At 58.5% G+C, this 20,847-nt stretch carries 21 protein-coding genes; 17 read left to right on the forward strand and 4 right to left on the reverse strand.

Features of this window, described 5'->3' with window-relative positions; translation table 11 throughout:
- Positions 1-72: 72 nt before the first annotated feature.
- The 10 genes from alaS to RAE07_RS04140 all read left to right on the forward strand — a co-directional run bounded on the left by alaS (position 73) and on the right by RAE07_RS04140 (position 10,527).
- A complete protein-coding gene (gene alaS, locus RAE07_RS04095; RefSeq protein ID WP_316328648.1) occupies positions 73-2,757 on the forward strand; it encodes an alanine--tRNA ligase in 2,685 nt (894 codons plus the stop codon).
- A 10-nt stretch (positions 2,758-2,767) separates the two neighbouring features.
- Positions 2,768-3,319 (forward strand): Holliday junction resolvase RuvX, encoded by a 552-nt coding sequence (gene ruvX, locus RAE07_RS04100; protein WP_023021457.1) that lies wholly within the window; start codon positions 2,768-2,770, stop codon positions 3,317-3,319.
- A 38-nt stretch (positions 3,320-3,357) separates the two neighbouring features.
- On the forward strand, positions 3,358-4,551 hold the full coding sequence (gene mltG, locus RAE07_RS04105; RefSeq protein WP_239204544.1) for an endolytic transglycosylase MltG: 1,194 nt from the start codon (positions 3,358-3,360) through the stop codon (positions 4,549-4,551).
- Between the two features lie 29 nt (positions 4,552-4,580).
- Complete coding sequence (locus RAE07_RS04110; protein WP_259824612.1) at positions 4,581-5,408, forward strand: shikimate dehydrogenase; 828 nt, start codon at positions 4,581-4,583, stop codon at positions 5,406-5,408.
- Positions 5,409-5,521: 113 nt separating this feature from the next.
- Entirely contained in the window at positions 5,522-5,914 is a 393-nt protein-coding gene (locus tag RAE07_RS04115) for a prepilin peptidase (protein WP_284835367.1), read from the forward strand.
- A gap of 68 nt (positions 5,915-5,982) precedes the next feature.
- The gene (aroC, locus tag RAE07_RS04120; RefSeq protein ID WP_316328650.1) at positions 5,983-7,194 is read left to right on the forward strand and encodes a chorismate synthase; all 1,212 of its coding nucleotides are present in this window, start codon (positions 5,983-5,985) and stop codon (positions 7,192-7,194) included.
- Between the two features lie 3 nt (positions 7,195-7,197).
- Positions 7,198-7,734 carry a shikimate kinase gene (locus RAE07_RS04125; RefSeq protein ID WP_023021461.1) on the forward strand — a complete coding sequence of 179 codons (537 nt, stop codon included), beginning with the start codon at positions 7,198-7,200 and terminating at the stop codon, positions 7,732-7,734.
- A gap of 64 nt (positions 7,735-7,798) precedes the next feature.
- Complete coding sequence (gene aroB, locus RAE07_RS04130; RefSeq protein WP_200287443.1) at positions 7,799-8,869, forward strand: 3-dehydroquinate synthase; 1,071 nt, start codon at positions 7,799-7,801, stop codon at positions 8,867-8,869.
- Positions 8,870-8,872: 3 nt separating this feature from the next.
- Positions 8,873-9,301, forward strand: a complete 429-nt coding sequence (aroQ, locus tag RAE07_RS04135) for a type II 3-dehydroquinate dehydratase (protein WP_200287445.1) — start codon at positions 8,873-8,875, stop codon at positions 9,299-9,301.
- Positions 9,302-9,420: 119 nt separating this feature from the next.
- Complete coding sequence (locus RAE07_RS04140) at positions 9,421-10,527, forward strand: M24 family metallopeptidase (RefSeq protein WP_200287447.1); 1,107 nt, start codon at positions 9,421-9,423, stop codon at positions 10,525-10,527.
- Here the strand turns inward: RAE07_RS04140 and RAE07_RS04145 are convergent.
- Positions 10,524-11,420: a GDSL-type esterase/lipase family protein gene (locus RAE07_RS04145; RefSeq protein WP_317001394.1), complete on the reverse strand. Its 897-nt coding sequence runs from the start codon at positions 11,418-11,420 to the stop codon at positions 10,524-10,526. The genes RAE07_RS04140 and RAE07_RS04145 overlap by 4 nt on opposite strands.
- Positions 11,421-11,683: 263 nt before the next feature.
- Here RAE07_RS04145 and efp point away from each other — a divergent pair, with 263 nt between their 5' ends.
- From efp to RAE07_RS04160, 3 genes are all read left to right on the forward strand, one after another.
- Positions 11,684-12,247 (forward strand): elongation factor P, encoded by a 564-nt coding sequence (gene efp, locus RAE07_RS04150; protein WP_023021466.1) that lies wholly within the window; start codon positions 11,684-11,686, stop codon positions 12,245-12,247.
- A gap of 38 nt (positions 12,248-12,285) precedes the next feature.
- Positions 12,286-12,888 carry a transcription antitermination factor NusB gene (gene nusB / locus RAE07_RS04155; protein WP_396335063.1) on the forward strand — a complete coding sequence of 201 codons (603 nt, stop codon included), beginning with the start codon at positions 12,286-12,288 and terminating at the stop codon, positions 12,886-12,888.
- A 109-nt stretch (positions 12,889-12,997) separates the two neighbouring features.
- Positions 12,998-13,849, forward strand: a complete 852-nt coding sequence (locus RAE07_RS04160) for a PPK2 family polyphosphate kinase (RefSeq protein ID WP_316328654.1) — start codon at positions 12,998-13,000, stop codon at positions 13,847-13,849.
- 99 nt (positions 13,850-13,948) lie between these two features.
- Here the strand turns inward: RAE07_RS04160 and RAE07_RS04165 are convergent, their stop codons facing one another.
- From RAE07_RS04165 to RAE07_RS04175, 3 genes are all read right to left on the reverse strand, one after another.
- Positions 13,949-14,461 (reverse strand): YbjN domain-containing protein, encoded by a 513-nt coding sequence (locus RAE07_RS04165; protein ID WP_317001395.1) that lies wholly within the window; start codon positions 14,459-14,461, stop codon positions 13,949-13,951.
- Positions 14,454-14,945 carry a YbjN domain-containing protein gene (locus RAE07_RS04170; protein ID WP_023021470.1) on the reverse strand — a complete coding sequence of 164 codons (492 nt, stop codon included), beginning with the start codon at positions 14,943-14,945 and terminating at the stop codon, positions 14,454-14,456. Before RAE07_RS04170 ends, RAE07_RS04165 begins: the two co-directional genes overlap by 8 nt.
- Positions 14,946-15,210: 265 nt before the next feature.
- A complete protein-coding gene (locus RAE07_RS04175) occupies positions 15,211-16,554 on the reverse strand; it encodes a TIGR01777 family oxidoreductase (RefSeq protein WP_284835363.1) in 1,344 nt (447 codons plus the stop codon).
- A gap of 142 nt (positions 16,555-16,696) precedes the next feature.
- Between RAE07_RS04175 and pyrR the strand changes: the two genes are divergently transcribed.
- The 4 genes from pyrR to carA are packed head-to-tail and all read left to right on the forward strand — an operon-like array spanning position 16,697 to position 20,841.
- Positions 16,697-17,305: a bifunctional pyr operon transcriptional regulator/uracil phosphoribosyltransferase PyrR gene (gene pyrR, locus RAE07_RS04180; protein ID WP_316328776.1), complete on the forward strand. Its 609-nt coding sequence runs from the start codon at positions 16,697-16,699 to the stop codon at positions 17,303-17,305.
- Positions 17,306-17,307: 2 nt separating this feature from the next.
- Entirely contained in the window at positions 17,308-18,264 is a 957-nt protein-coding gene (locus RAE07_RS04185; protein ID WP_200287458.1) for an aspartate carbamoyltransferase catalytic subunit, read from the forward strand.
- Positions 18,265-18,298: 34 nt separating this feature from the next.
- Positions 18,299-19,636 carry a dihydroorotase gene (locus RAE07_RS04190; RefSeq protein ID WP_200287460.1) on the forward strand — a complete coding sequence of 446 codons (1,338 nt, stop codon included), beginning with the start codon at positions 18,299-18,301 and terminating at the stop codon, positions 19,634-19,636.
- Positions 19,637-19,659: 23 nt separating this feature from the next.
- Complete coding sequence (carA, locus tag RAE07_RS04195) at positions 19,660-20,841, forward strand: glutamine-hydrolyzing carbamoyl-phosphate synthase small subunit (RefSeq protein ID WP_200289036.1); 1,182 nt, start codon at positions 19,660-19,662, stop codon at positions 20,839-20,841.
- The last annotated feature ends 6 nt before the right edge of the window (positions 20,842-20,847 follow it).

A 20,847-nucleotide genomic window follows, 5' to 3' on the forward strand; every position in this document is an offset into this window, starting at 1 on the left:
GAAGGGTAAAGTTGGGCGGGTTAGAAACTTCTCGATAGAAGATGAAAGCTCATACAGTTAGGATTGTTGCTCGTGAAGACTCATGAGATCCGGGAACGGTTTACCCAGCACTTCGTCAATTCTGGTCACGAGGCGGTACCAAGTGCCTCGCTGATCCTGGATGACCCTAACCTGCTTTTCGTAAACGCGGGCATGGTTCCATTCAAGCCCTACTTCCTGGGCCAGCAGAACCCGCCCTTTGCCAAGGGGCTAGCCACCTCTATCCAGAAGTGCGTGCGCACCCTTGATATTGAAGAGGTGGGCATTACCACCCGCCACAACACCTTCTTCCAGATGGCCGGAAACTTCTCCTTTGGCCAGTACTTCAAGGAAGGCGCCATCACCAATGCCTGGAGCTTGCTTACCGGTTCCGTTGAGGAGGGCGGTTTTGGTCTAGACCCAGAGCGCTTGTGGGTGACGGTGTACCTGGATGATGATGAGGCCGCCGAAATCTGGCGCGATAAGATTGGCGTTCCTGAAGAGCGCATTCAGCGCCTCGGCATGGAGGATAACTACTGGTCCATGGGTATCCCTGGACCATGTGGCCCGTGCTCCGAGATTTATTTCGATCGCGGTCCTGAGTACGGCAAGGACGGCGGACCCATTGCCGATGATAACCGCTACATGGAGATCTGGAACTTGGTCTTCATGCAAAACGAACGCGGCGAGGGCATTGGTAAGGGCAATTTTGAAATCGTTGGCGAGCTGCCCAAGAAGAACATCGATACTGGCCTTGGCATCGAGCGCGTGGCCTGCATTTTGCAGGGCGTAGACAACGTCTACGAAACAGACCTGCTGCGTCCAGTCATTGACGTAGCTGAGGAACTTACCGGTGCCACCTACGGCGATAAAGCCTCTCAGGAAGACAATATCCGCTTCCGAGTGGTAGCGGACCACTCCCGCACCGGCATGATGCTCATCTTGGATGGCGTAACCCCGGGCAATGAGGGCCGCGGATATATCCTGCGTCGCCTGCTGCGCCGCATTATCCGTTCCGCCAAGCTGCTGGGCGCTACCGGTGCCACCATGGAGCGCTTCATGAACACGGTCATGGATACCATGACTCCGTCTTATCCGGAGATTGCGGACAACCGTGAGCGCATTCTGCGCGTGGCCGTCAACGAAGAAAAGGCCTTCCTCAAGACTCTGGAGTCCGGAACCCGCCTCTTCGACGATGCCGTGCAGGAGCTCAAGTCCACCTCTCGCGCGAAGACCGCAAAGGTCCTGCCTGGTGAGAAGGCCTTTGAGCTGCACGATACCTATGGTTTCCCCATCGACTTGACGCTGGAAATGGCCCAGGAAGCGGGCCTTGAGGTGGACATGGATGGCTTCAACGATGCCATGGGTGAGCAGCGCCGCCGCGCCAAGGCCGATAACCAGGCCAAGAAGCACGGGCACACTGACCTTTCCCTCTACCGCGACTGGGTAGACAATAACCCCACCGTCTTCACCGGCTACGAGGAGCTTACTTCCGACGCCCGCGTGATCGGCCTTGTCCGCGGCGGAGAAAAGGTCGATGAAGTCCACGAGGGTGAAGAGGTCGAGGTCATTTTGGACCACACCCCACTTTATGCCGAGGCGGGCGGCCAGATGGCTGATCGCGGGCGCATTGTGGCCGGCGAGTCCTTGCTGGAGGTCAATGACGTCCAAAAGATTGGCAAGAAGCTGTGGGTCCACAAAGCCACGGTTACGGCTGGCGGCCTAGACCTGGGCATGTCGGTTGAGGCGGGCGTCGACGAGCAGTGGCGCCACGGCGCTACCCAGGCTCACTCTGCTACGCACCTCATTCACGCCGCACTGCGCCAGGTGCTTGGCCCCACCGCGGTCCAGGCTGGTTCTATGAACCGCCCGGGTTACCTACGGTTTGACTTCAACTACACCGAACAGCTCAGCCAGGCCGAGCTGGAAGAAATTGCCTTGATTACCAACCAGGCAATTGACTCCAATTTTGCCGTCAACACCATCGAGACCTCCTTGGAAGAGGCTAAGGCCATGGGCGCCATGGCGCTCTTTGGTGAGAACTACGGCAAGGAAGTCCGCGTGGTAGAAATCGGCGGACCGTTCTCCATCGAGCTATGCGGCGGTACCCACGTGGGATCCTCCGCTGAAATCGGCCCGGTTTCCGTGCTGGGTGAATCTTCCGTAGGCTCTGGCGCTCGCCGCATTGAGGCTTACTCCGGTATGGATGCCTTCCGTTACTACTCCAAGGAAACCGCCTTGGTGGAAGGAGTCTCCCGCGAGCTTAAGGTGCAGACCGAGGACCTGCCTGAGCGCATTGCTCAGCTATCTGAGAAGCTCAAGGCAGCAGAAAAGGAAATCGAAACCCTGCGCAAGCAGCAGCTGGCTGCGCGTGCCTCCGAGTTTGTCGGCGCCGCCAAGGACATCAATGGTTTCAAGGTTATTGCGCTGACGTTGCCGGATGGAACCACCGGTGGGGACCTGCGCACCGTGGCTACGGACCTGCGTAACCGCCTGCGCGAGGAAGAAGCCGTCATCGTCTTGGGCGCCCAGGACAAGGGCAAGTTCCCGTTCATCGTGGCAGCCACCGACAAGGCCGTCGAACGCGGTGTGAAGTCCGGGGACGTCGTCAAGCAATTTGGCCAGTACGTTGATGGCCGCGGCGGCGGTAAGCCGGACATGGCCCAGGGCTCCGGTTCTTCAGCTGCAGGTGCAGAGCGCGGCTTTGCCGCCGTCGAGGATATGCTCGAGTCCCTGTAGGAGTTCGAACGTGGCACAAGTGGAACCAGATATCCCCGGGGTTGATGATCCGGGGCAGGGCCGCCGGCTCGCGCTTGACGTCGGTACTGTGCGCATCGGCGTAGCAGTGTCCAATAGGGAAGCAACGCTTGCCACCCCAGTGGAGACCGTTCACCGCGAAACCGGGTTTAAGGACCGCGATAAGGGTGATATCGACCGGATCCTAGAATTGATTGATTTTTATGAGGCGGTCGAGGTCATCGTGGGGCTGCCACGAGATTTGCAGGGAAATGGCTCAAAAAGCGTAAAACATGCTAAAGAAATTGCGTTTCGGATCCGCCGTCGGTTGAATCGAAATGCAAATATGGATAAAGTTCCACCACCAGTACGTTTGGCTGATGAGCGTTTGACTACCGTGGCAGCGACCACCGCGCTGCGCGCGTCAGGCGTGTCCGAAAAGAAGGGCCGTAAAGTCATCGACCAAGCAGCAGCGGTGGAGATATTGCAGACATGGTTGGACGGGCGTGCAAACGCTCTCCGTCCAAGGGATGCAATAGATCAGCCTTCAAACTCAGGAGACTAAAACAAGTGAGCCGTAATCAAGAACGTCTCGGTCGATCGATGGAGCCGAAACACGTCAAGCGCCGCCAGCGCGGCATTGCCGTTATCATTGCGTCGATCATCGTTATCCTTGGTGCCCTTATCTACATCGGATTCCGTCTCGGCAATACCTCTGCCGATTATGAGGGAACCGGCAACGGTACCACCCAGCTGGTGGAGGTGCCGGAAGGCTCGTCGATGTCCGAGCTCGGTCCTGCACTGGTGGAAAAGAATGTGGTCAAGACCCAAGACGCCTTTGACTCTGCTGCGTCTATGAACCATAGCGCAAGCCAAATCCAACCTGGCTTCTACCGTCTGCAGGAAGAGATGAGTGCCAACGCCGCGGTAGAGGCGCTATTGGATAAGAATAACCGCGTCGACATGCTCGAAGTCCAAGGCGGCGCAACCTTGGAGGACGTCAAGGTTGTTGGTGGAGACGTTCGTTATGGCATCTACTCCTTGATTTCTGAGGTCAGCTGCAACGATGGCAACTGCCTGAAGAAGGAAGACCTAGAAAAGGTCGCTGCGGAAACTGATCCTGCTGAGCTGGGTGCGCCACAGTGGGCACTCGAGGCCATCAACAAGCGCGGCAACGATCCTAAGCGCATTGAGGGCCTTATCGCTCCAGGCCAGTACGTCCTGGACCCCAATATGGAGGCCAAGGATATTTTGAAGGACCTCATTACCCGCTCTACCAAGCGCTACAACGAGACCAAGATCGAAGAACGCGCCCAGGCTATCGGTCTGAGCCCTTATGAGCTGCTTACTTCCGCATCCCTAGTGGAGCGCGAGGCGCCAGCAGGTGAGTTCGACAAGGTCGCCCGCGTCATCCTCAACCGTCTGGACGAGCCGATGCGCTTGGAGTTTGACTCCACCGTGAACTATGGCTTGGAAGACGTTGAGCTGGCCACCACCGATAAGGCCCGTGAGGAAAAGACTCCGTGGAATACCTACGCAAAGGAGGGCCTGCCGGATACCCCGATTGCTTCTCCTTCGGATGATGCAATCAAGGCCATGGAGCAGCCTGCTGAGGGCAATTGGAAGTTCTTTGTCACCGTGGACGAAGAAGGCACCACCGTCTTCTCCGATACCTACGATGAGCACTTGGGCCGCGTTGATGACGCCATCCGCTCCGGCGTGCTTGACTCCAAGCGCGAAGGGGAGGGCGCTGGTTCCGGCAACGGCGACGCCGCTGCCGAGCAGCCCGCCAAATAAAGTCGCAAAACCACGAAGAGGTAGAACCGATGCCACGTGCGGCAGTCCTTGGTAGCCCCATCGAGCACTCACTGTCTCCGGTGCTCCACAATGCTGGCTACGAGGCTGCTGGGCTCGAAGGCTGGGACTACACCCGCTTTGAAACGGCTGCGGAGGGCTTGCCGGATCTGGTGAGGGGGAGTACCCCTGAGTTCGTAGGGTTCTCCGTCACCATGCCGGGTAAGTTCGCCGCCCTCCGCTTTGCGGATACCGTAAGCGAGCGCGCACAGCTGATAGGTTCCGCAAACACCCTGGTGCGTAAAGAAGAAGGGTGGTTTGCAGACAATACCGACACCGAAGGCGTGCGTGGCGCGCTCATAGAACTTTTGGGGGATTCCCCCGCACGGCACGCGATGCTCATTGGAGCTGGGGGCACAGCGCGTCCAGCTTTGTGGGCGCTGGCTGAGCGCGGAGTGTCTACCGTCACCGTGCTCAATCGCTCGGACCGTAGCGCCGAGCTACGGCCACTTGCCCAAGAGCTGGGACTGGAGCTTTCTTTCACCGGTTTCGATGGTGACCTATCTGCACTGTCTCGCGCAGCCGATGTCATTGTATCCACCGTTCCCGCCGCTGCGGTGGAGGACTGCGTCTTCGACATCGCCCACGCACCGGTGCTCGACGTCATTTATGATCCCTGGCCCACGCCGCTGACCACGTGCGCGGCGGCCAACGGGTACAAGTCCGTCGGCGGACATGTCATGCTCGCATATCAAGCATTTAGCCAGTTCGAGCAATTTACCGGCGTGGCCGCACCGCGGGAAGAGATGCTAAATGCATTGAATGAGGAATTGCAGCGGCGGTCGCAAACTGTCAAATAAAACGAGGCCTGGACAAGTGCGGGCTATCCTTCGCGTCTGGCTCACGCTGCACAATTCGCCCTCTGAGTGAAAGCCTCGAGCGCTAGGCGGTACCTCGCTTTACTCTAAGTCCCGTGTTGATCTTTGGGGGAATTGTTTATTGCCTTTGGGCCGCGGCGCTGTCTTGGTGGGACTTGCGGCATCGCCGCTTGCCCGACTGGTTGACGCTGCCAGCCGCTGCGTTGTCACTTGTACTTGCCAACTGGGGCGGGCTGTGGTGGCCGGGGATATACCTCGTGCTTGGGCTGGCCCATGCAGGGGTGGGTGGCGGCGATATTAAGCTGGCCGTGCCCTTGGGGATGCTGGTAGGGCATTTTGCTGGGTTTATAGGGGTGGTGGCGGCGAGCGGCTGCGCGTCCCTGTTAACGCTCGGCTGGTCTGTGTGTGCTGGGCAGAAAGAAAGCGCGCATGGCCCCGCGATGTTATTGGCGGCGGCAATCGTCGTGGCTTGTGTTTACCCTTTTTGAGGGGGTGGAAGAATATATTGCGGGGCCAAGTTCATACCGGATTGGCCTCATCGTGCGATAATACCCGCATGCTTCGTTGGACTACTGCAGGTGAATCCCACGGCCAAGCTCTTATTTCTCTGCTGGAGCACATGCCCGCCGGGGTCCCAATTACCCGCGCCGATATTTCGCATCAGCTTTCCCGGCGCCGCCTTGGCTACGGCCGTGGCGCCCGCATGAAGTTTGAGGCTGATGAGGTTTCCGTGCTCGGCGGAGTCCGCCACGGGCTGACTCTGGGTAGCCCTATTGCCATCATGATTGGCAATACGGAGTGGCCGAAGTGGACCACCATCATGTCGGCCGATCCACTGGATATGGACGATGAAGAAAATATAAAGGCCATGAATTCTGGACGGGGTGCAGCCCTGACTAGGCCGCGTCCAGGCCACGCGGATTTTGCCGGAATGGTGAAATACCGCCATAGTGAAGCGCGCCCCATTCTGGAGCGTTCCTCCGCGCGTGAGACTGCAGCGCGTGTGGCTGCCGCTACCGTCGCGCGCAACTTCCTGCGCGAGACCCTCGGCATCGAGGTACTCTCCCACGTCATTTCTATTGGGGCTTCTGAGCCTTATGAGGGCCCTGCGCCGGCGTTCGCGGACATCGAGGCTATCGATGATTCACCCGTGCGCGCCTGTGATAAGGAGGCAGAGGCCTCCATGATTGCAGAAATCGAAACCGCCAAGAAACAAGGCGATACCTTGGGCGGCATCGTCGAAGTCGTGGTAGATGGCCTGCCTATTGGACTGGGCTCGCACATTTCCGGCGATGACCGTTTGGATGCGCAATTAGCCAGCGCTTTGATGGGCATTCAAGCTATCAAGGGCGTGGAAATCGGTGATGGCTTCGCAGAGGCTCGGTGGCGCGGCTCCGCTGCTCACGATGAAATGGTGCGTACCGCTGAGGGCATTTCCCGCCTCACCAATCGCGCAGGTGGCCTCGAAGGCGGCATGACTAATGGGCAGCAGCTTCGTGTCCGGGCGGCGATGAAACCAATCTCTACCGTCCCGCGCGCATTGCGCACCGTTGATATGGAATCCGGCGCCGAGGCAACTGCCATTCACCAGCGCTCCGATGTCTGCGCGGTTCCGGCGGCCGGCGTCGTAGCAGAAGCCATGGTTGCCCTTGTTCTTGCGCGCGCTGTGCTTGAGAAATTCGGCGGAGATAGCCTCGAAGAAACCTCTCAGGCTATTGCCGCGTATGATAGATACGTTTCGGACCGCCTTGCTTTTGACCAGGAGTAAGTTATGACCACCCCAACCGCCGTTACGGGCCAACCCCGCCCACGCGTTGTTTTGGTTGGCCCGCCAGGCGCGGGTAAATCCACACTTGGCCGCCGCCTATCCCATGCCCTGAGCTGTGAATTTACTGACTCTGACCACCTTATTGAACAGGCACAAGCAAAGCCTTGCGGGGAAGTCTTTAGCGAGCTCGGTGAGCAGGACTTCCGTGCGCTTGAAGCGCAACACGTTGCGGCCGCGTTGCGTACCGATGGGGTCGTAAGTCTCGGCGGCGGGGCAGTGCTCACGGAGTCCACTCGTGACCTCCTGGAGCGGCACACGGTAATTTTTTTGGATATTTCCCCTGAAGAAGGAGCAAGGCGCACCTCCGGTGATAGCAATCGGCCGGTTCTTGCAGCCGCTGACCCCCTCGAACATTACCGAAACCTAGTGGACGTGCGGCGCCCGTATTACCAGGAGGTTGCCGATTATCGAGTGCGCACAGATACCCGAACCCCGCAGCAGGTAGTAGGCGATATTCTCGGTTTCCTCGATACCCTTTAGCTGCCCGCTGCGCTCGTACTTGTTCCTCGCCACACTGCCTCGGCGGCGAACGGAAAGGACCACCATGCCCACCATTGCCGTTAATGGACCGCAGCCTTATAAAGTTCGCATTGGCGCCGGTCTCAATGAAGACATCGCGCAGCGCTGCGCGGAGATTGGCGCTAGCCGGGCAGGCATTGTCTTCCAACCGCCGCTGCGCGCCGCCGCCGAGCACCTAGCGGAACTCGTTGGGACCCAGGGGGTCGTGCCCGTGCTCATTGAGGTTCCCGATGCTGAGGCGGCCAAGCAGCTCAGCGTCGTTGGCGGTGTATGGGACAAGCTGGGGGAGAACGGCTTTAACCGGCGTGACGTCATCATCGGCCTAGGCGGTGGTGCCACCACCGATATGGCGGGGTTTGTGGCGGCTGGGTGGATGCGTGGCATCAAGATTATCCAGGTGCCTACAACGCTATTGGCCATGGTAGATGCCGCCGTGGGCGGCAAAACCGGCATCAATACGGCGGCCGGGAAGAATCTTGTCGGCGCCTTTCACGAGCCGGATTCCGTCTTTGTGGACCTAGAGCGCCTTGACACCCTGCCCGAGGCGGAAATCGTTGCCGGTTCGGCGGAGATCATCAAAACTGGTTTCATCCATGACCCGGTAATTCTGGAACGCTATGAGGACAACCCTGGGGCCTGCGTGGACCCGCAGGGCTTCTTGCCAGAATTAATAGAACGCTCCATCGCAGTAAAAGCCGCCGTGGTAAGCCAAGACTTGAAAGAGTCAGGTATGCGCGAAACGCTGAACTACGGCCACACTTTTGGCCATGCTGTAGAGCGCCATGAGAACTACGAATGGCGCCATGGCAACGCGGTGGCAGTGGGCATCATGTTTATCGCCCACCTGTCGCATTCCCGCGGCCTCATTGATGCTCAACTGGTGGAAAAGCACCGCCGGATCCTGCACAGCATTGGGCTTCCCACGCGGTATAAGGCAGGCCATTTCGCCGACCTGTATGAGGCCATGACCCATGATAAGAAGAACAGGGACGGCCAAATTCGGTTTGTGGCCTTGACTGGGGTGGGTGAGACCACCCGCCTGGAAGGCCCTGACTTGGACGAGCTCGAGGCGGCCTACGCCGCGATTTCGGAGTAGAAGATGAAGATTATTGTTCTCAACGGCCCGAACTTAAACCGCTTGGGAAAGCGACAACCGGATGTCTACGGCTCAACCACCTTGGCCGATGTGGAGCGCATGATTGCCTCGCGTGCCGCCGAACACGGGGTAGAGGTGGAATGTTTTCAATCCAACCATGAGGGCGAGCTCATTGAAGAGGTACATGCCGCCGCGGATGCGGGCTATCCCGTGATTATCAACCCTGGCGGGTTTACCCATACCTCGGTGGCTTTGCGCGATGCCCTGGCTGAAGTGGCGGAGGGAGCCGGATTCGTCGAAGTGCATATCTCCAATGTGCATGCACGCGAGCCCTTCCGCCATCACTCCTATCTCAGTCCGATTGCCCGCGGTGTGATTGCTGGCTTGGGGGTCTTTGGTTATGTTGCGGCAGTGGACTACCTCTGCCAATAGAAGCGTCCCACTGGGCTTCGTGGCGTCCGGGCGGAAAGAAAACGGCCCGACCGCGGTGGCAAGGTCGATATACTGGGTGAATACTTTCAACACCGCAGTCAACCCAGGAGGATTAAATCATGGCTTTGGCAGATACCCGCTTTAGTGACCGGCGCCGCAAGCTTGCCGCGACACTAGCCAGCCAGCGCATCGATGCCGTTTTAGTAACCCACCTCACGCATGTGCGTTATCTTTCGGGGTTTTCCGGATCCAATGGTGGTCTGCTTTTGCGCAAGGATCTTTCCGCACAGGTTGCTACCGATGGCCGCTACACCACGCAGATTTCCCGCGAGGTCCCTGATCTGGAAGCTATTCAGGGGCGCGCTGTAGGCAAGGTGCTCCTGCAGCAATTCGCCGATGTGCAAGGACCGGTCCGCGTGGGCTTTGAGGCAGACTACCTGACGGTATCTGAATTGAAGGAACTCGAAGATTCGGCCCCAGAGTCAGTCACCTTGGTCCCCGTTACTGGCGTGATTGAAGATATTCGGCTGTTTAAAGACCCACTCGAGCTGGAAAAGCTGGAGGAAATTGCCGCGCTGGCTAATCAGGCGCTGGAGGATCTCCTGGCCGCAGGCGAGCTGCGTGCCGGCCGCACGGAGCGCCAGGTGGCTGCCGATTTGGAGTACCGGATGCGCATGCTCGGCTCGGAGCGGGTGAGCTTCGATACCATCGTCGCTTCCGGTCCCAATTCGGCCATGCCACACCATGGTGCGGACGATCGGGTCATCGAGGACGGAGATTTGGTGACCATCGACTTCGGTGCGCATCTGCGGGGGTTCAACTCCGACTGCACGCGCACTTACGTCGTGGGCGCGGCGAATGACTTTGCTAAAGAAATTTATGATGTGGTGCTACGCGCCCAGAAAGCGGGCGTGGCAGCGTCGGTGCCGGGCGCTAAGCTTGCCGACGTCGACGCAGCTTGCCGCGACATTATTTCCGCCGCCGGCTATGGCGATTACTTTGTGCACTCGACTGGCCACGGAGTAGGCCTCGACGTACACGAGGCGCCCTTCGCCGCCCAGACCGGGAAGGGCGAACTGGCCGCGGGCATGACCTTGACCATCGAGCCGGGCATTTACGTGCCTGGCAAGGGCGGCGTGCGCATCGAAGATACCCTCATCATTACCGATGGCGCACCGAAGATCATCACCGCCGCGACGAAGGAGCTCACCGAGCTACCTGCCTAGTGGCTGAGCACCTTGGAGTTGAGCAGCTGGGCGACGTTGCGGTTGCCCAGGTGCGTGAGGTGGTTGAAAAGGTTGTGCGGTACGGAGTACTCCCACTTGCCGGAAATCCAGCGCGTGCTGTCCGGTGCGCACATGCCATGATCAATGGAATCGGCGCGTAGGTCGTAGTACTGGACACCGCTGGCACGTGCTGCCTTGTACATCGCGCTATTGACTTGGTCCTCGCCGGTGTGTACCAGGCCCGCGTAGTCCAGATTGAAACCGGCGTCGGTGGAGCCCGGCGCGGACGTGCGTACCGGGCATACGGCGCCGTTACGGGCGGAGATGGCGGGATACCCTACGACGGTGATGTGCGCATGAGGCGCGGCCTGACGGACACGCTGGATGGAACGCTTCATACCGTCAAAATAAGGATTGGCGGAAGATAGCGATGGCCGCAAAATTTCCTGGAGGTCGTTGGCGCCAAACTGAATCAAAACATTCTTGGTTGCACCATTGAGATCGTTATTGGCAATGGCCCCGTTTATCTGCTCCTCGAAGTCCTTGCGGTGCGACTGGCCGGCGGCTTTCGCGGCAGAACAGGCGTAGTTGGCTACGTGCTGGCCAGAAACCCGCTCCAGTTCGCGGCCTACATTGCTGTGACCCTGCGGGCAGCCCTGCGGGGAAGGTGCACCCGGGGTGTCTTCAATGCCATGGGTAGCAGACGAGAGAGCAGTGTCTGCTGCGCGGGACAGGCTGGAGGTTGTCCCGATCTGGCCATAGGTAGGGTTAGCGAAGATAGAATCGCCGAACATCACGGTTTGGGCATCCGCCGCCAGTGCTTGGGGAGCGCTAAATGCTGCTAAAGCTGCGCCAGTCACGGTAGCCACAGCAGAAAGCTTCTTGAAAGGCATCGCAAAAATCCTTGGTAGAAATGTGAAAAATTAATATGGCAAGACTGTACCGTACAGCCAGTTATCGTTGGATAAAAACCATTACGTGTCTGTTCTCCACCTGCTGCGTATGGTCACAAGCTGCGGAAGTTTCTCTTTTAGCCACGATGGGGCAGAAGTGTGGGGCGGAAATGGGGGACCAGTAATACCCCGAAAGTCAGTTGTCCGGTAGGCTTGATCATTGTTTTCAACCTTTAGTCCACAATTTCGGGAGTTTAACCGCAATGGCTGATACTACTGATTTCAAGAACGGCCTCGTTCTGAAGATCGACAACAAACTGATGCAGATCGTTGAGTTCCAGCACGTAAAGCCGGGCAAGGGCCCAGCTTTCGTGCGTACCAAGCTTAAGGATGTTGTCTCCGGCAAGACCGTGGACAAGACCTGGAACGCAGGCGTGAAGGTAGAGACCGCTACCGTGGACCGCCGCGATATGACCTACCTCTACAACGATGGCACCAGCTACGTCGTCATGGATGAGAAGACCTTTGAACAGTTCGAGCTCCCGCCGGAGAAGTTTGGCGATGCCGCTCGCTTCCTGCTGGAGAACATGCGCGTACAGGTTTCCTTCTACGAGGATGAGGCGCTGTTCGCAGAGCTGCCTATCTCCGTAGACCTCAAGGTCGAGCACACCGAGCCTGGCCTGCAGGGTGACCGTTCCTCCGGCGGCACTAAGCCTGCCACCTTGGAGACCGGCGCGGAGATCCAGGTTCCGCTGTTTATCGAGATCGGCAATGTTCTCAAGATCGATACCCGCACCGGTGAGTACCTCTCCCGCGTCAACAACTAGGGCATCTGGCTGTGTCTGATAACACCCCTAAGCGCGACATTAACTACAAGCGGCACACCGCGCGCTATCGCGCACGTCGCCGCGCCGCGGACATCCTATACGAGGCTGAGAATCGAGACATCGATCCCGTAGCCATCGTGGAGGACCGCATCGCATTGGCGCGCGAAGATCGCAATGCGGTAGCGCCGATTGCCGAGTACACCAAGGTCATTATCAAGGGAGCAGCGGAAGAGCTTGACGTCATCGATGAGACTATCGCTCGCTACCTTTCCGAGGACTGGGAGCTACACCGCATTCCTGCAGTAGATCGCGCTATCCTGCGCGTTTCGGTCTGGGAACTGCTCTTCAATCCGGATGTTCCTACTGCCACGGCTGTAGTAGAAGGCGTAGAAATCGCCTCTCAGTACTCCAATGAGCAGGCAGCACCGTATATCCACGCGGTATTGGACGATGTGGCCCAGTCCCGCTCCGCCGAAAGCCCAATGTCTGCAGAACACCAGGGCCTAGAAGAAGACGGGCACGATACTGCTGCGGCTGAAGACACGACGGATGCTGTGCCCTCGGCCGAATCAGCAGAGACTGCGAGCAACACAGCCGCTACTGATGAGGCCTCCGCACCAGCGGAAGACTCGGCCCAGTAATACCGGCGAGTAGTAGCCGCGCCCTTTAGCGTGAGCCATTTTCCGTCCGCGGCCGGCTTGGTTGAAATACCAGGCTGGCCGCGGGCGGTATTTTTGTACCATGGCAGGCATGGGCAAATTCAAGATTCATGATGCACTGGGCCTGAGGGCAGGGAAGAATTTCCGCCTCGCTGATGTGGACCCCACCTCTACACCGGGCTTCAGTGGCTCCAAATCCGACCTAGCTGATCGTTTCGGGCATTACGATGAAGAGCTTTACGACCTTCAGGAGCGTCTCTTTGCCAATGGCCGCGCCCACGAAGAAGGCGCTCCTTCCTTGCTCGTAGTTTTGCAAGGAATGGACACCTCCGGCAAAGGCGGCGCCATCCGTAATGTCTTTTCGGTCTTTGACCCGCAGGGCACCAAAACTGTCGGCTTTGGTAAGCCGACAGAGGAGGAGCTGGAGCACGACTTTTTGTGGCGCATTCGCAAACATGACCCCGTGCCGGGCCAGATTGTGGCCTTCGACCGCTCCCATTATGAAGATGTGCTCATCCAGCGGGTGCATAAATGGGTAGACGAAGACGAAGTGGACCGCCGTTTTGCAGCCATCCGGGACTATGAGCAGGAACTTGCCGGCAAAAACGTCAAGATTTTAAAGATATTCCTGCATATCTCTCCGCAGTTCCAAAAAGAAAACTTGCTGGAGCGCACCGAACGCGAGGACAAATATTGGAAATACGACCCATCCGATATTGAGGAGCGCGGATACTGGGACGAGTACATGGCTGCTTATGAAGATGCCATTCGCCGAACGGATGAGATCTGGGCACCGTGGTACGTCATCCCCACAGATAATAAGAAGTACGCCCGCATGGCATTGAAGTTCCTCATTGTCGACGCGCTGCGCCACCTAGAGCTATCGTGGCCCGCACCGGATTTTGATCCAGAAGAAGAACGCCAGCGCATTCTCGACGCCTAGAATCCGCCAGAAAATGTGCACAAGAAAAGCTCCCTTTCTGCCCACCATTCCCACATGAGGAATGGCAGGTTAAGGGAGCTTGATTCTTGGTAGGCCTAGTTAACTCGTGGCATCTCCAGCACCCGAGTTATTGCCTTCCGCGCCGGCCTTGCCAGCAGTTTCGGAGCCAAGCTTGGCCATCTCTTCTGCAGCAGAGACCATGGCGTCCTGCCCACGAATTACGCCGTCTACTGCAGACTTTAAGGCTGCCTGCAGCTGCTCGTCATTCATACCAGCGGCAGCGGGGATATCGCGCTCGGTGCGCACGACGAGCATGTCATCGTGCTCTGAGATAACCGCGCGCGCACCGAAAGCTACCGAGTTGATCTGGTTTGCAGCCAAGAATAGGCCGGCGTCGGCCTTGGAATAGGCGGCGTCGGTAGGCACGTCGCAACGAACGATAACGACGGAGTCTAGTACCGCGAACATGGTGGGCAGGCCATTGAGGTTAGCGGTGGCTGCGTCGATATCAGCGTCCATTGTGGTCAGCTCAATATCGAAGGTACGCATTGCCTCGATAACGCGGTCCAGGCTGATTTCTGGCAGGTTATTTTCCGTAGATGCATTAGTCATGGTTGTGCTCCTCCCAGGTCACGAGCTGTGGGTAATGTTCCTCGACGAAGGCGAAGGACTGCAGCATAGAGTCCAGGGTGGACATCACAAAGGAACCAATCTGGTTCCGGGATAGGCCGTGTGCCACATTAATTTCGCGTACACCGGAGACCGCGAGGTTGTTTTCTGCGGACTCGAAAAAGCGCAGGGTCGGTGCAAAGTGCTGCTGGTTCCACTGGTTGAGAACCATCAGCAGGCTAGGTCCCTCAGAAGAAGGGACGTTGCCGCGCCAAACAGAATCGGCGACGAGGACGTCATCGCGAACCTGCATAGCAATGGCAACATTGGAAAAGCCGGTACGCAGGATACGTACGGTCTCGTCCTCGCCTACAGGCTGCTCTTCTAGGCGGTACTCGAGGTTTTCGGACTCAAAGATCTCACCAATACGCTCGAGAGTAACGGGCTCTACCGGCGTATCGGGATACAGGGTTGGTTCTTCAGACACTTAAACAGTCTCAATCCATGTACTAATCGGGGTTAAGGTCAACCCTTCCTAGCCTACCTAACTACACCCGTGCTTTCCGGCAGGAGAAGAACACCGCAGGTCTTGCTCGGAAGTTATATCGGGGTGGTGCAGTACGTGCGCGTTGCCGCAACGAGCTGCGATGGTGAATCACTGCCCACAACCTTTGGCTGACCGACAAATTGCGTCGCACTCCGGTGGCGCTGCGCCAAACGTGTCTGGGGCGTCCACGGGGAGTGGCCCGCAATTAGCAGAGGCTTTCGCCACCCAGTTCATGCGCCAAGGCGGCGTCGATAGTGGAGTAGCGGAAGCTATGACCGATCTCGGTGAGCACGGTGGGGGCTACGCGCTGTTCTGCCAAGGCTAACTCCTGGGCGCCCTCGCGCCCGAGCAAGAGCGCAGGACCAAAGGAGGGCACGGGCACAATAGCCGGCCGGTGGAGCTCTTTGCCCAATGCAGCAACGAACTCCTTATTTAGGACCGGGTTGGGGGAGGCCGCATTGACCGGGCCGGAAAGCGAATCATCCACGATGGCGCGGAAATAGGCATCCGTAAGGTCATCGATAGCAACCCAGCTAAACCAGAATTTGCCATCGCCAAAGGGGCCACCCAGTCCGGTGGAGAAGAGGGCTCGCAGCAGCGGCAGTAGGCCGGAGCCGCCTGACATGGCAATGCCGGTGCGGATATTGACTACGCGGGTGCCCGCTGCGCGGGCGGGTTCGCAGGCGTCCTCCCACTGGCGCACGACATCGGCTAAGAATCCCTCTCCCGGTTCGGAGTCCTCAGTTAAGACTTCCTCGCCCCGGTTTGCGCCATAAAAGCCGATAGCAGAGGCGCACACCATGGCCTTTACGGATGGCGTTTCGCCGGCGATGCGAGCCAAGCTCCGGGTAGGGCCCACGCGGGAATCCCGAATGGCAGCCTTGTGTTCCTCATTAAAACGGCCGAAGATGGGCTCGCCCGCCAGGTGGACAAGGACGTCCACGCCGTCTAGCAAGTGCGGATCGGGGAGGTTGGTATTCCAGTGGCGCTGGCCACTGCCCGCCTTACCACGCACGAGCTGGATCACTGTATGGCCGGCGGTACGTAGCTGCGCGGTAAGCGCCGTGCCGACACTGCCGCGCGAACCTGTCATCGCAATGGTCAATGGTCGGGTATTAAGTCCTGCATCGCGCAGGCGTTTGAAGAAGGCAAAGTCTTCAATCAGCTGATGCTGCCGATAAGCAAAGACTGATTTCAATGCGGCGGAAGGAACGCGCGTGTCCACCTCATCCGTCACCCGGGTACCGGCTGGGTCCTCGGCGAAGGTGTGGGTGTGGCGCCACTGAGTCAGCTGGCGCAGTGGGGAATTGACGCACTCATCACTAAAGGAATAGCCCTCCTGGTAACGGGACAACACATGTTGTGCCTTCCACTGCAGGCCACCAGGCAAGCGCAGAATCGAAGTGCCATCACCCAGGCTCTGTGCTTGTTGCACTGGGGTCATAAAGGCGAACGGGGCGTTGAGCCGGGTGAGAGCACCTGGGCGGGTATGCCAGGCCCAGACATCTGTGCGGGGTGCAGGGACTACGTGTTGTGCAGAAAAACTCACCGTCGAAGTACCTTTCTGGGTTGCCTCACCCGAATGGCGGGTGGGGTGCTAAAGTATCTTGTGTCTAACACCATAGACACTTTTGAGACCATCTATCGGCATCCTTTAAAGACCGCACCGTGAGGCGGGGAAGGAGGTCACGATGAGTGAAACTAACGCTACCGCGAAACAATTGGAGCTTTTAAACTCCGATGATGTCTCGCGTACCGTTGCACGCATCGCGCACCAGATCATTGAAAAAACGGCGCTCGATTCCGCGGAGGCTCCGCGGGTCATTCTGCTTGGCATTCCCTCTGGTGGCGTGCCGCTAGCACAGCGTCTTGCACTTAAGATCGCAGAATTTTCCGGGGTAGAAGTCCCATGGGGCTCCCTCGATATCACCCTCTACCGCGATGATTTGCTCAATAAGCCGCATCGCGCATTGCAACCCACCACCATTCCTACCGGCGGTATCGATAACGCGATTGTCATCCTGGTTGATGATGTTTTGTATTCCGGCCGCACGATTCGCGCCGCCCTTGATGCGCTAAGCGACGTTGGCCGGCCCGATATTATCCAGCTCGCAGTTCTGGTAGACCGCGGCCACCGCGAAGTTCCCATCCGCGCAGATTATGTGGGCAAAAACCTGCCTACCGCGCGAGAAGAAGACGTCACCGTATATAACAATGAGATTGACGGTCGAGACGCAGTCGTGCTGACCCGAGCTGCCGTCAACCTCGATGCCGCAGGCACTGAGAAGGGGGAGGCATAACCATGAAGCACCTCATCGATATGGCGGAGCTCGATAAGTCTGAAATTATCGGCCTGATGGATGAAGCGGATCGCTTCCGCGAGGCCCTCGAAGGCCGCGAAGTTAAAAAGCTTCCTACCTTGCGCGGGCGCACCATCTATACGCTTTTTTATGAAAACTCCACTCGCACCCGTTCCTCCTTTGAAACGGCCGGCAAGTGGATGTCGGCGGACGTCATCAACCTATCCGCCTCTACCTCCTCGGTAAAGAAGGGCGAGTCCCTGAAGGATACGGGCCTTACCTTGGCCGCCATCGGCGCCGATGCGATCATCATGCGTCACCCTTCCTCTGGTGCACCGCAGCAGCTGGCCCAGTGGGTAGCCCCTGAGGGCAAGGGCCCCTCCGTTATCAACGCCGGTGATGGCGCCCACCAGCACCCAACGCAGGCGCTGCTTGACGCGGTAACCATGCGGCAACGACTCGGCTTGCAGGGCGAGCAAGGCTTTGCCGGTCTCAAAGTGAAAATTGTGGGCGATTGCCTGCACTCGCGCGTGGTGCGCTCTAACGTGGATTTGCTTAACACGCTGGGGGCAGAGGTAACCCTCGTGGGGCCAGCTACGCTCATGCCCTTCGGGGTGGAGAATTGGCCGGTGCGCGTGTCCTATGACTTTGATGCAGAGATCGCCGAGGCCGATGTGGTCATGATGCTGCGCGTGCAGCAAGAGCGCATGAATGGCGGTTTCTTCCCGTCCCACCGCGAATACGCCAACCTCTTCGGCCTGTCCAAGGACCGCGCGGCGGCAATGCACAAAGACGCCGTTGTCATGCACCCTGGCCCTATGCTGCGCGGCATGGAGATCAACTATGGCGTGGCTGATCTGGATAAAACCGCCGTCCTGCAGCAGGTACACAACGGCGTGCACGCCCGCATGGCCGTGCTGTTTACGCTGCTGACCAATGGCGAAAACGCCGGCATTTAATATCGCGACCCGCAATCAACCTTAGGGAGAGAAAATGACTACTTACCCAGAAACCGGTCGCCTTTCCGCGCCGGCGGAATCCCCACTTGTGATTAAGAATGTGCGCTTGTATGGCGAAGGCGAGCCCACCAATGTGCTGGTTAAAGATGGCGTTGTTTCAGCCATTGGCGGTGACGTTGCGGCACAAGACGCTAAGGTCATCAACGGCGAGGGCAACGTTCTTCTACCGGGGCTCGTAGATATGCACGTGCACCTGCGCGAGCCCGGCCGTGAGGACACCGAAACCATCGGGACCGGCTCCAAGGCTGCCGCTAAGGGTGGTTTCACCGCCGTGTTTACTATGGCCAATACCAACCCGGTGACCGATCAGCCGATCATCGCGGAATCCGTGTGGGCTAAATCCCAGGCCTTAGCGCTGTGCGACGTCCACCCAGTGGGCTCTATTACCAAGGGCCTGGAGGGCAAGACCCTTACCGAGTTCGGCATGATGGCCCGCTCGGATGCCAAGGTCCGCATGTTCTCCGATGATGGCAAGTGCGTCCAGGATCCGCAGCTGATGCGTCGCGCCTTGGAGTACGCCAAGGGTATGGATGTACTGCTGGCTCAGCACGCCGAGGATGACCGCATGACCGGCGGTGCTTCGGCGCACGAAGGCGAGACCGCAGCCAAGCTAGGCCTGCGCGGCTGGCCGCGCGTGGCGGAAGAATCCATCGTGGCCCGCGATGCACTCTTGGCGCGCGACTATGGCAATCGCGTGCACATTTGTCACGCATCCACTCAGGGAACCGTGGAGCTGCTCAAGTGGGCCAAGGAGCAGGAAATCCCGCTGACCGCTGAGGTCACCCCGCACCACCTGTTGATGACTGACGATAAGCTGCGCACCTACGATGGCCTCTTCCGCGTTAACCCGCCGTTGCGCGAGAAGCGCGATACCGAAGCCCTGCGCCAGGCGCTGCTCGACGGCACCATCGACTGCGTGGCCACTGACCATGCCCCGCACGGCTCCGAAGACAAGTGCGTGGAGTTTGAAAATGCCCGACCAGGCATGCTGGGCCTGGAATCTTCCCTGGCCGTTATCGCCAAAATCTTCGTTGAGACCGGACTGGCCGATTGGCGTTTTGTCGCCCGCGTCATGTCCGAGCGCCCGGCGGAAATCACCCGCCTGCCGGGTCACGGTCGCCCCATCGCAGAAGGCGAGCCCGCGAATTTGACCATTGTGGACCCAGCCCACCACTGGGTGTCTGATTCCTCCAAGCTGGCATCCAAGTCCGAAAACAACCCGTATGCAGGTGAAGAGTTCGGCGCCCGCGTTACCCACACCATTTTGCGAGGAGCCGTCACTTTTGACTTGGCAGCCTCCGAAGAAGACTAACCTTGCACACTGAGACCACCTATATGGCAGAGAAAGGCCACGACGTGACTGATAGAACCCCAGCAATCCTCGTTCTCGCGGACGGGCGCACCTTCCGCGGTTATGGCTTTGGTGCCACCGGCACCACCTTGGGTGAGGCCGTATTCACCACGGCGATGACCGGCTACCAGGAAACCATGACGGACCCGTCCTACCACCGCCAGATTGTGGTTTCCGCAGCGCCGCATATTGGCAATACCGGGTGGAATGACGAGGACAATGAGTCCCACGGCAACCGTATTTGGGTTGCTGGCCTCGTTATCCGCGACCTCGCCCAGCGCGTATCCAACTGGCGCGCAGAGCGCAGCTTGAGCGAGGAGATGGAAAAGCAAGGCGTCATCGGTATTCGCGGTATTGATACCCGCACCTTGGTACGCCACCTGCGCAACTACGGCTCTATTTCCGCCGGTCTTTTTTCCGGCGAGGATGCGCAGCGTCCAGTAGAGGAGCTGCTAAAGGAAGTAAAAGCCCAAGACTCCATGGAGGGCGCTGACCTTGCCGCAGAGGTATCTACGAACGAGCCCTACACGGTTGAGGCCGTGGGGGAGAAGAAGTACACCGTCGTTGCCTTCGATATGGGTGTGAAGACCGCGACCCCGCGCCACTTCTCGCAGCGCGGGATTGAGACCATCGTTGTGCCTGCAAATACCTCCTTTGACAAGGTGAAGTCCTATAACCCGGATGGCGTCTTCGTCTCCAATGGCCCGGGCGACCCGGCTACGGCCGATGAGATGGTAGGCATCATCAAGCAGGTGCTTGAGGCAAAGATTCCGTTCTTCGGCATCTGCTTTGGCAACCAGCTCCTCGGGCGCGCGCTGGGCCTGGATACCTACAAGATGAAGTTCGGCCACCGTGGCATCAACGTGCCGGTGCGCAATAACTTAACCGGCAAGATCGACATCACCTCGCAGAATCACGGCTTCGCGCTCAAGGCGCCGGAGGGCTATGACCTAGAGAGTAAAGACGCCGAGTTTGACACCGACTTCGGTCCCGCGCAGGTCACCCACATCTGCCTCAATGACGACACGGTGGAGGGCGTTGCTTTGAAGAATGGCATGGCCTATTCCGTGCAGTATCACCCCGAGTCCGCAGCTGGACCGCACGATGCCAATCCACTTTTTGATCAGTTCGAAGAACTGATGGCTAACCACACCCCGAATAAGTAAACAACC

The sequence above is a fragment of the Corynebacterium nasorum genome, from assembly GCF_032821635.1.
In the GTDB taxonomy this organism is placed as follows: domain Bacteria; phylum Actinomycetota; class Actinomycetes; order Mycobacteriales; family Mycobacteriaceae; genus Corynebacterium; species Corynebacterium kefirresidentii.

Coding starts and splice junctions, on each gene's coding strand:
- mltG (WP_239204544.1), top strand. CDS start 3,358: ATGGAGCCGAAACACGTCAAGCGCCGCCAGCGCGGCATTGCCGTTATC.
- RAE07_RS04110 (WP_259824612.1), top strand. CDS start 4,581: ATGCCACGTGCGGCAGTCCTTGGTAGCCCCATCGAGCACTCACTGTCT.
- aroC (WP_316328650.1), top strand. CDS start 5,983: ATGCTTCGTTGGACTACTGCAGGTGAATCCCACGGCCAAGCTCTTATT.
- RAE07_RS04125 (WP_023021461.1), top strand. CDS start 7,198: ATGACCACCCCAACCGCCGTTACGGGCCAACCCCGCCCACGCGTTGTT.
- aroB (WP_200287443.1), top strand. CDS start 7,799: ATGCCCACCATTGCCGTTAATGGACCGCAGCCTTATAAAGTTCGCATT.
- aroQ (WP_200287445.1), top strand. CDS start 8,873: ATGAAGATTATTGTTCTCAACGGCCCGAACTTAAACCGCTTGGGAAAG.
- RAE07_RS04140 (WP_200287447.1), top strand. CDS start 9,421: ATGGCTTTGGCAGATACCCGCTTTAGTGACCGGCGCCGCAAGCTTGCC.
- RAE07_RS04145 (WP_317001394.1), bottom strand. CDS start 11,420: ATGCCTTTCAAGAAGCTTTCTGCTGTGGCTACCGTGACTGGCGCAGCT.
- efp (WP_023021466.1), top strand. CDS start 11,684: ATGGCTGATACTACTGATTTCAAGAACGGCCTCGTTCTGAAGATCGAC.
- RAE07_RS04160 (WP_316328654.1), top strand. CDS start 12,998: ATGGGCAAATTCAAGATTCATGATGCACTGGGCCTGAGGGCAGGGAAG.
- RAE07_RS04165 (WP_317001395.1), bottom strand. CDS start 14,461: ATGACTAATGCATCTACGGAAAATAACCTGCCAGAAATCAGCCTGGAC.
- pyrR (WP_316328776.1), top strand. CDS start 16,697: ATGAGTGAAACTAACGCTACCGCGAAACAATTGGAGCTTTTAAACTCC.
- RAE07_RS04185 (WP_200287458.1), top strand. CDS start 17,308: ATGAAGCACCTCATCGATATGGCGGAGCTCGATAAGTCTGAAATTATC.
- RAE07_RS04190 (WP_200287460.1), top strand. CDS start 18,299: ATGACTACTTACCCAGAAACCGGTCGCCTTTCCGCGCCGGCGGAATCC.
- carA (WP_200289036.1), top strand. CDS start 19,660: ATGGCAGAGAAAGGCCACGACGTGACTGATAGAACCCCAGCAATCCTC.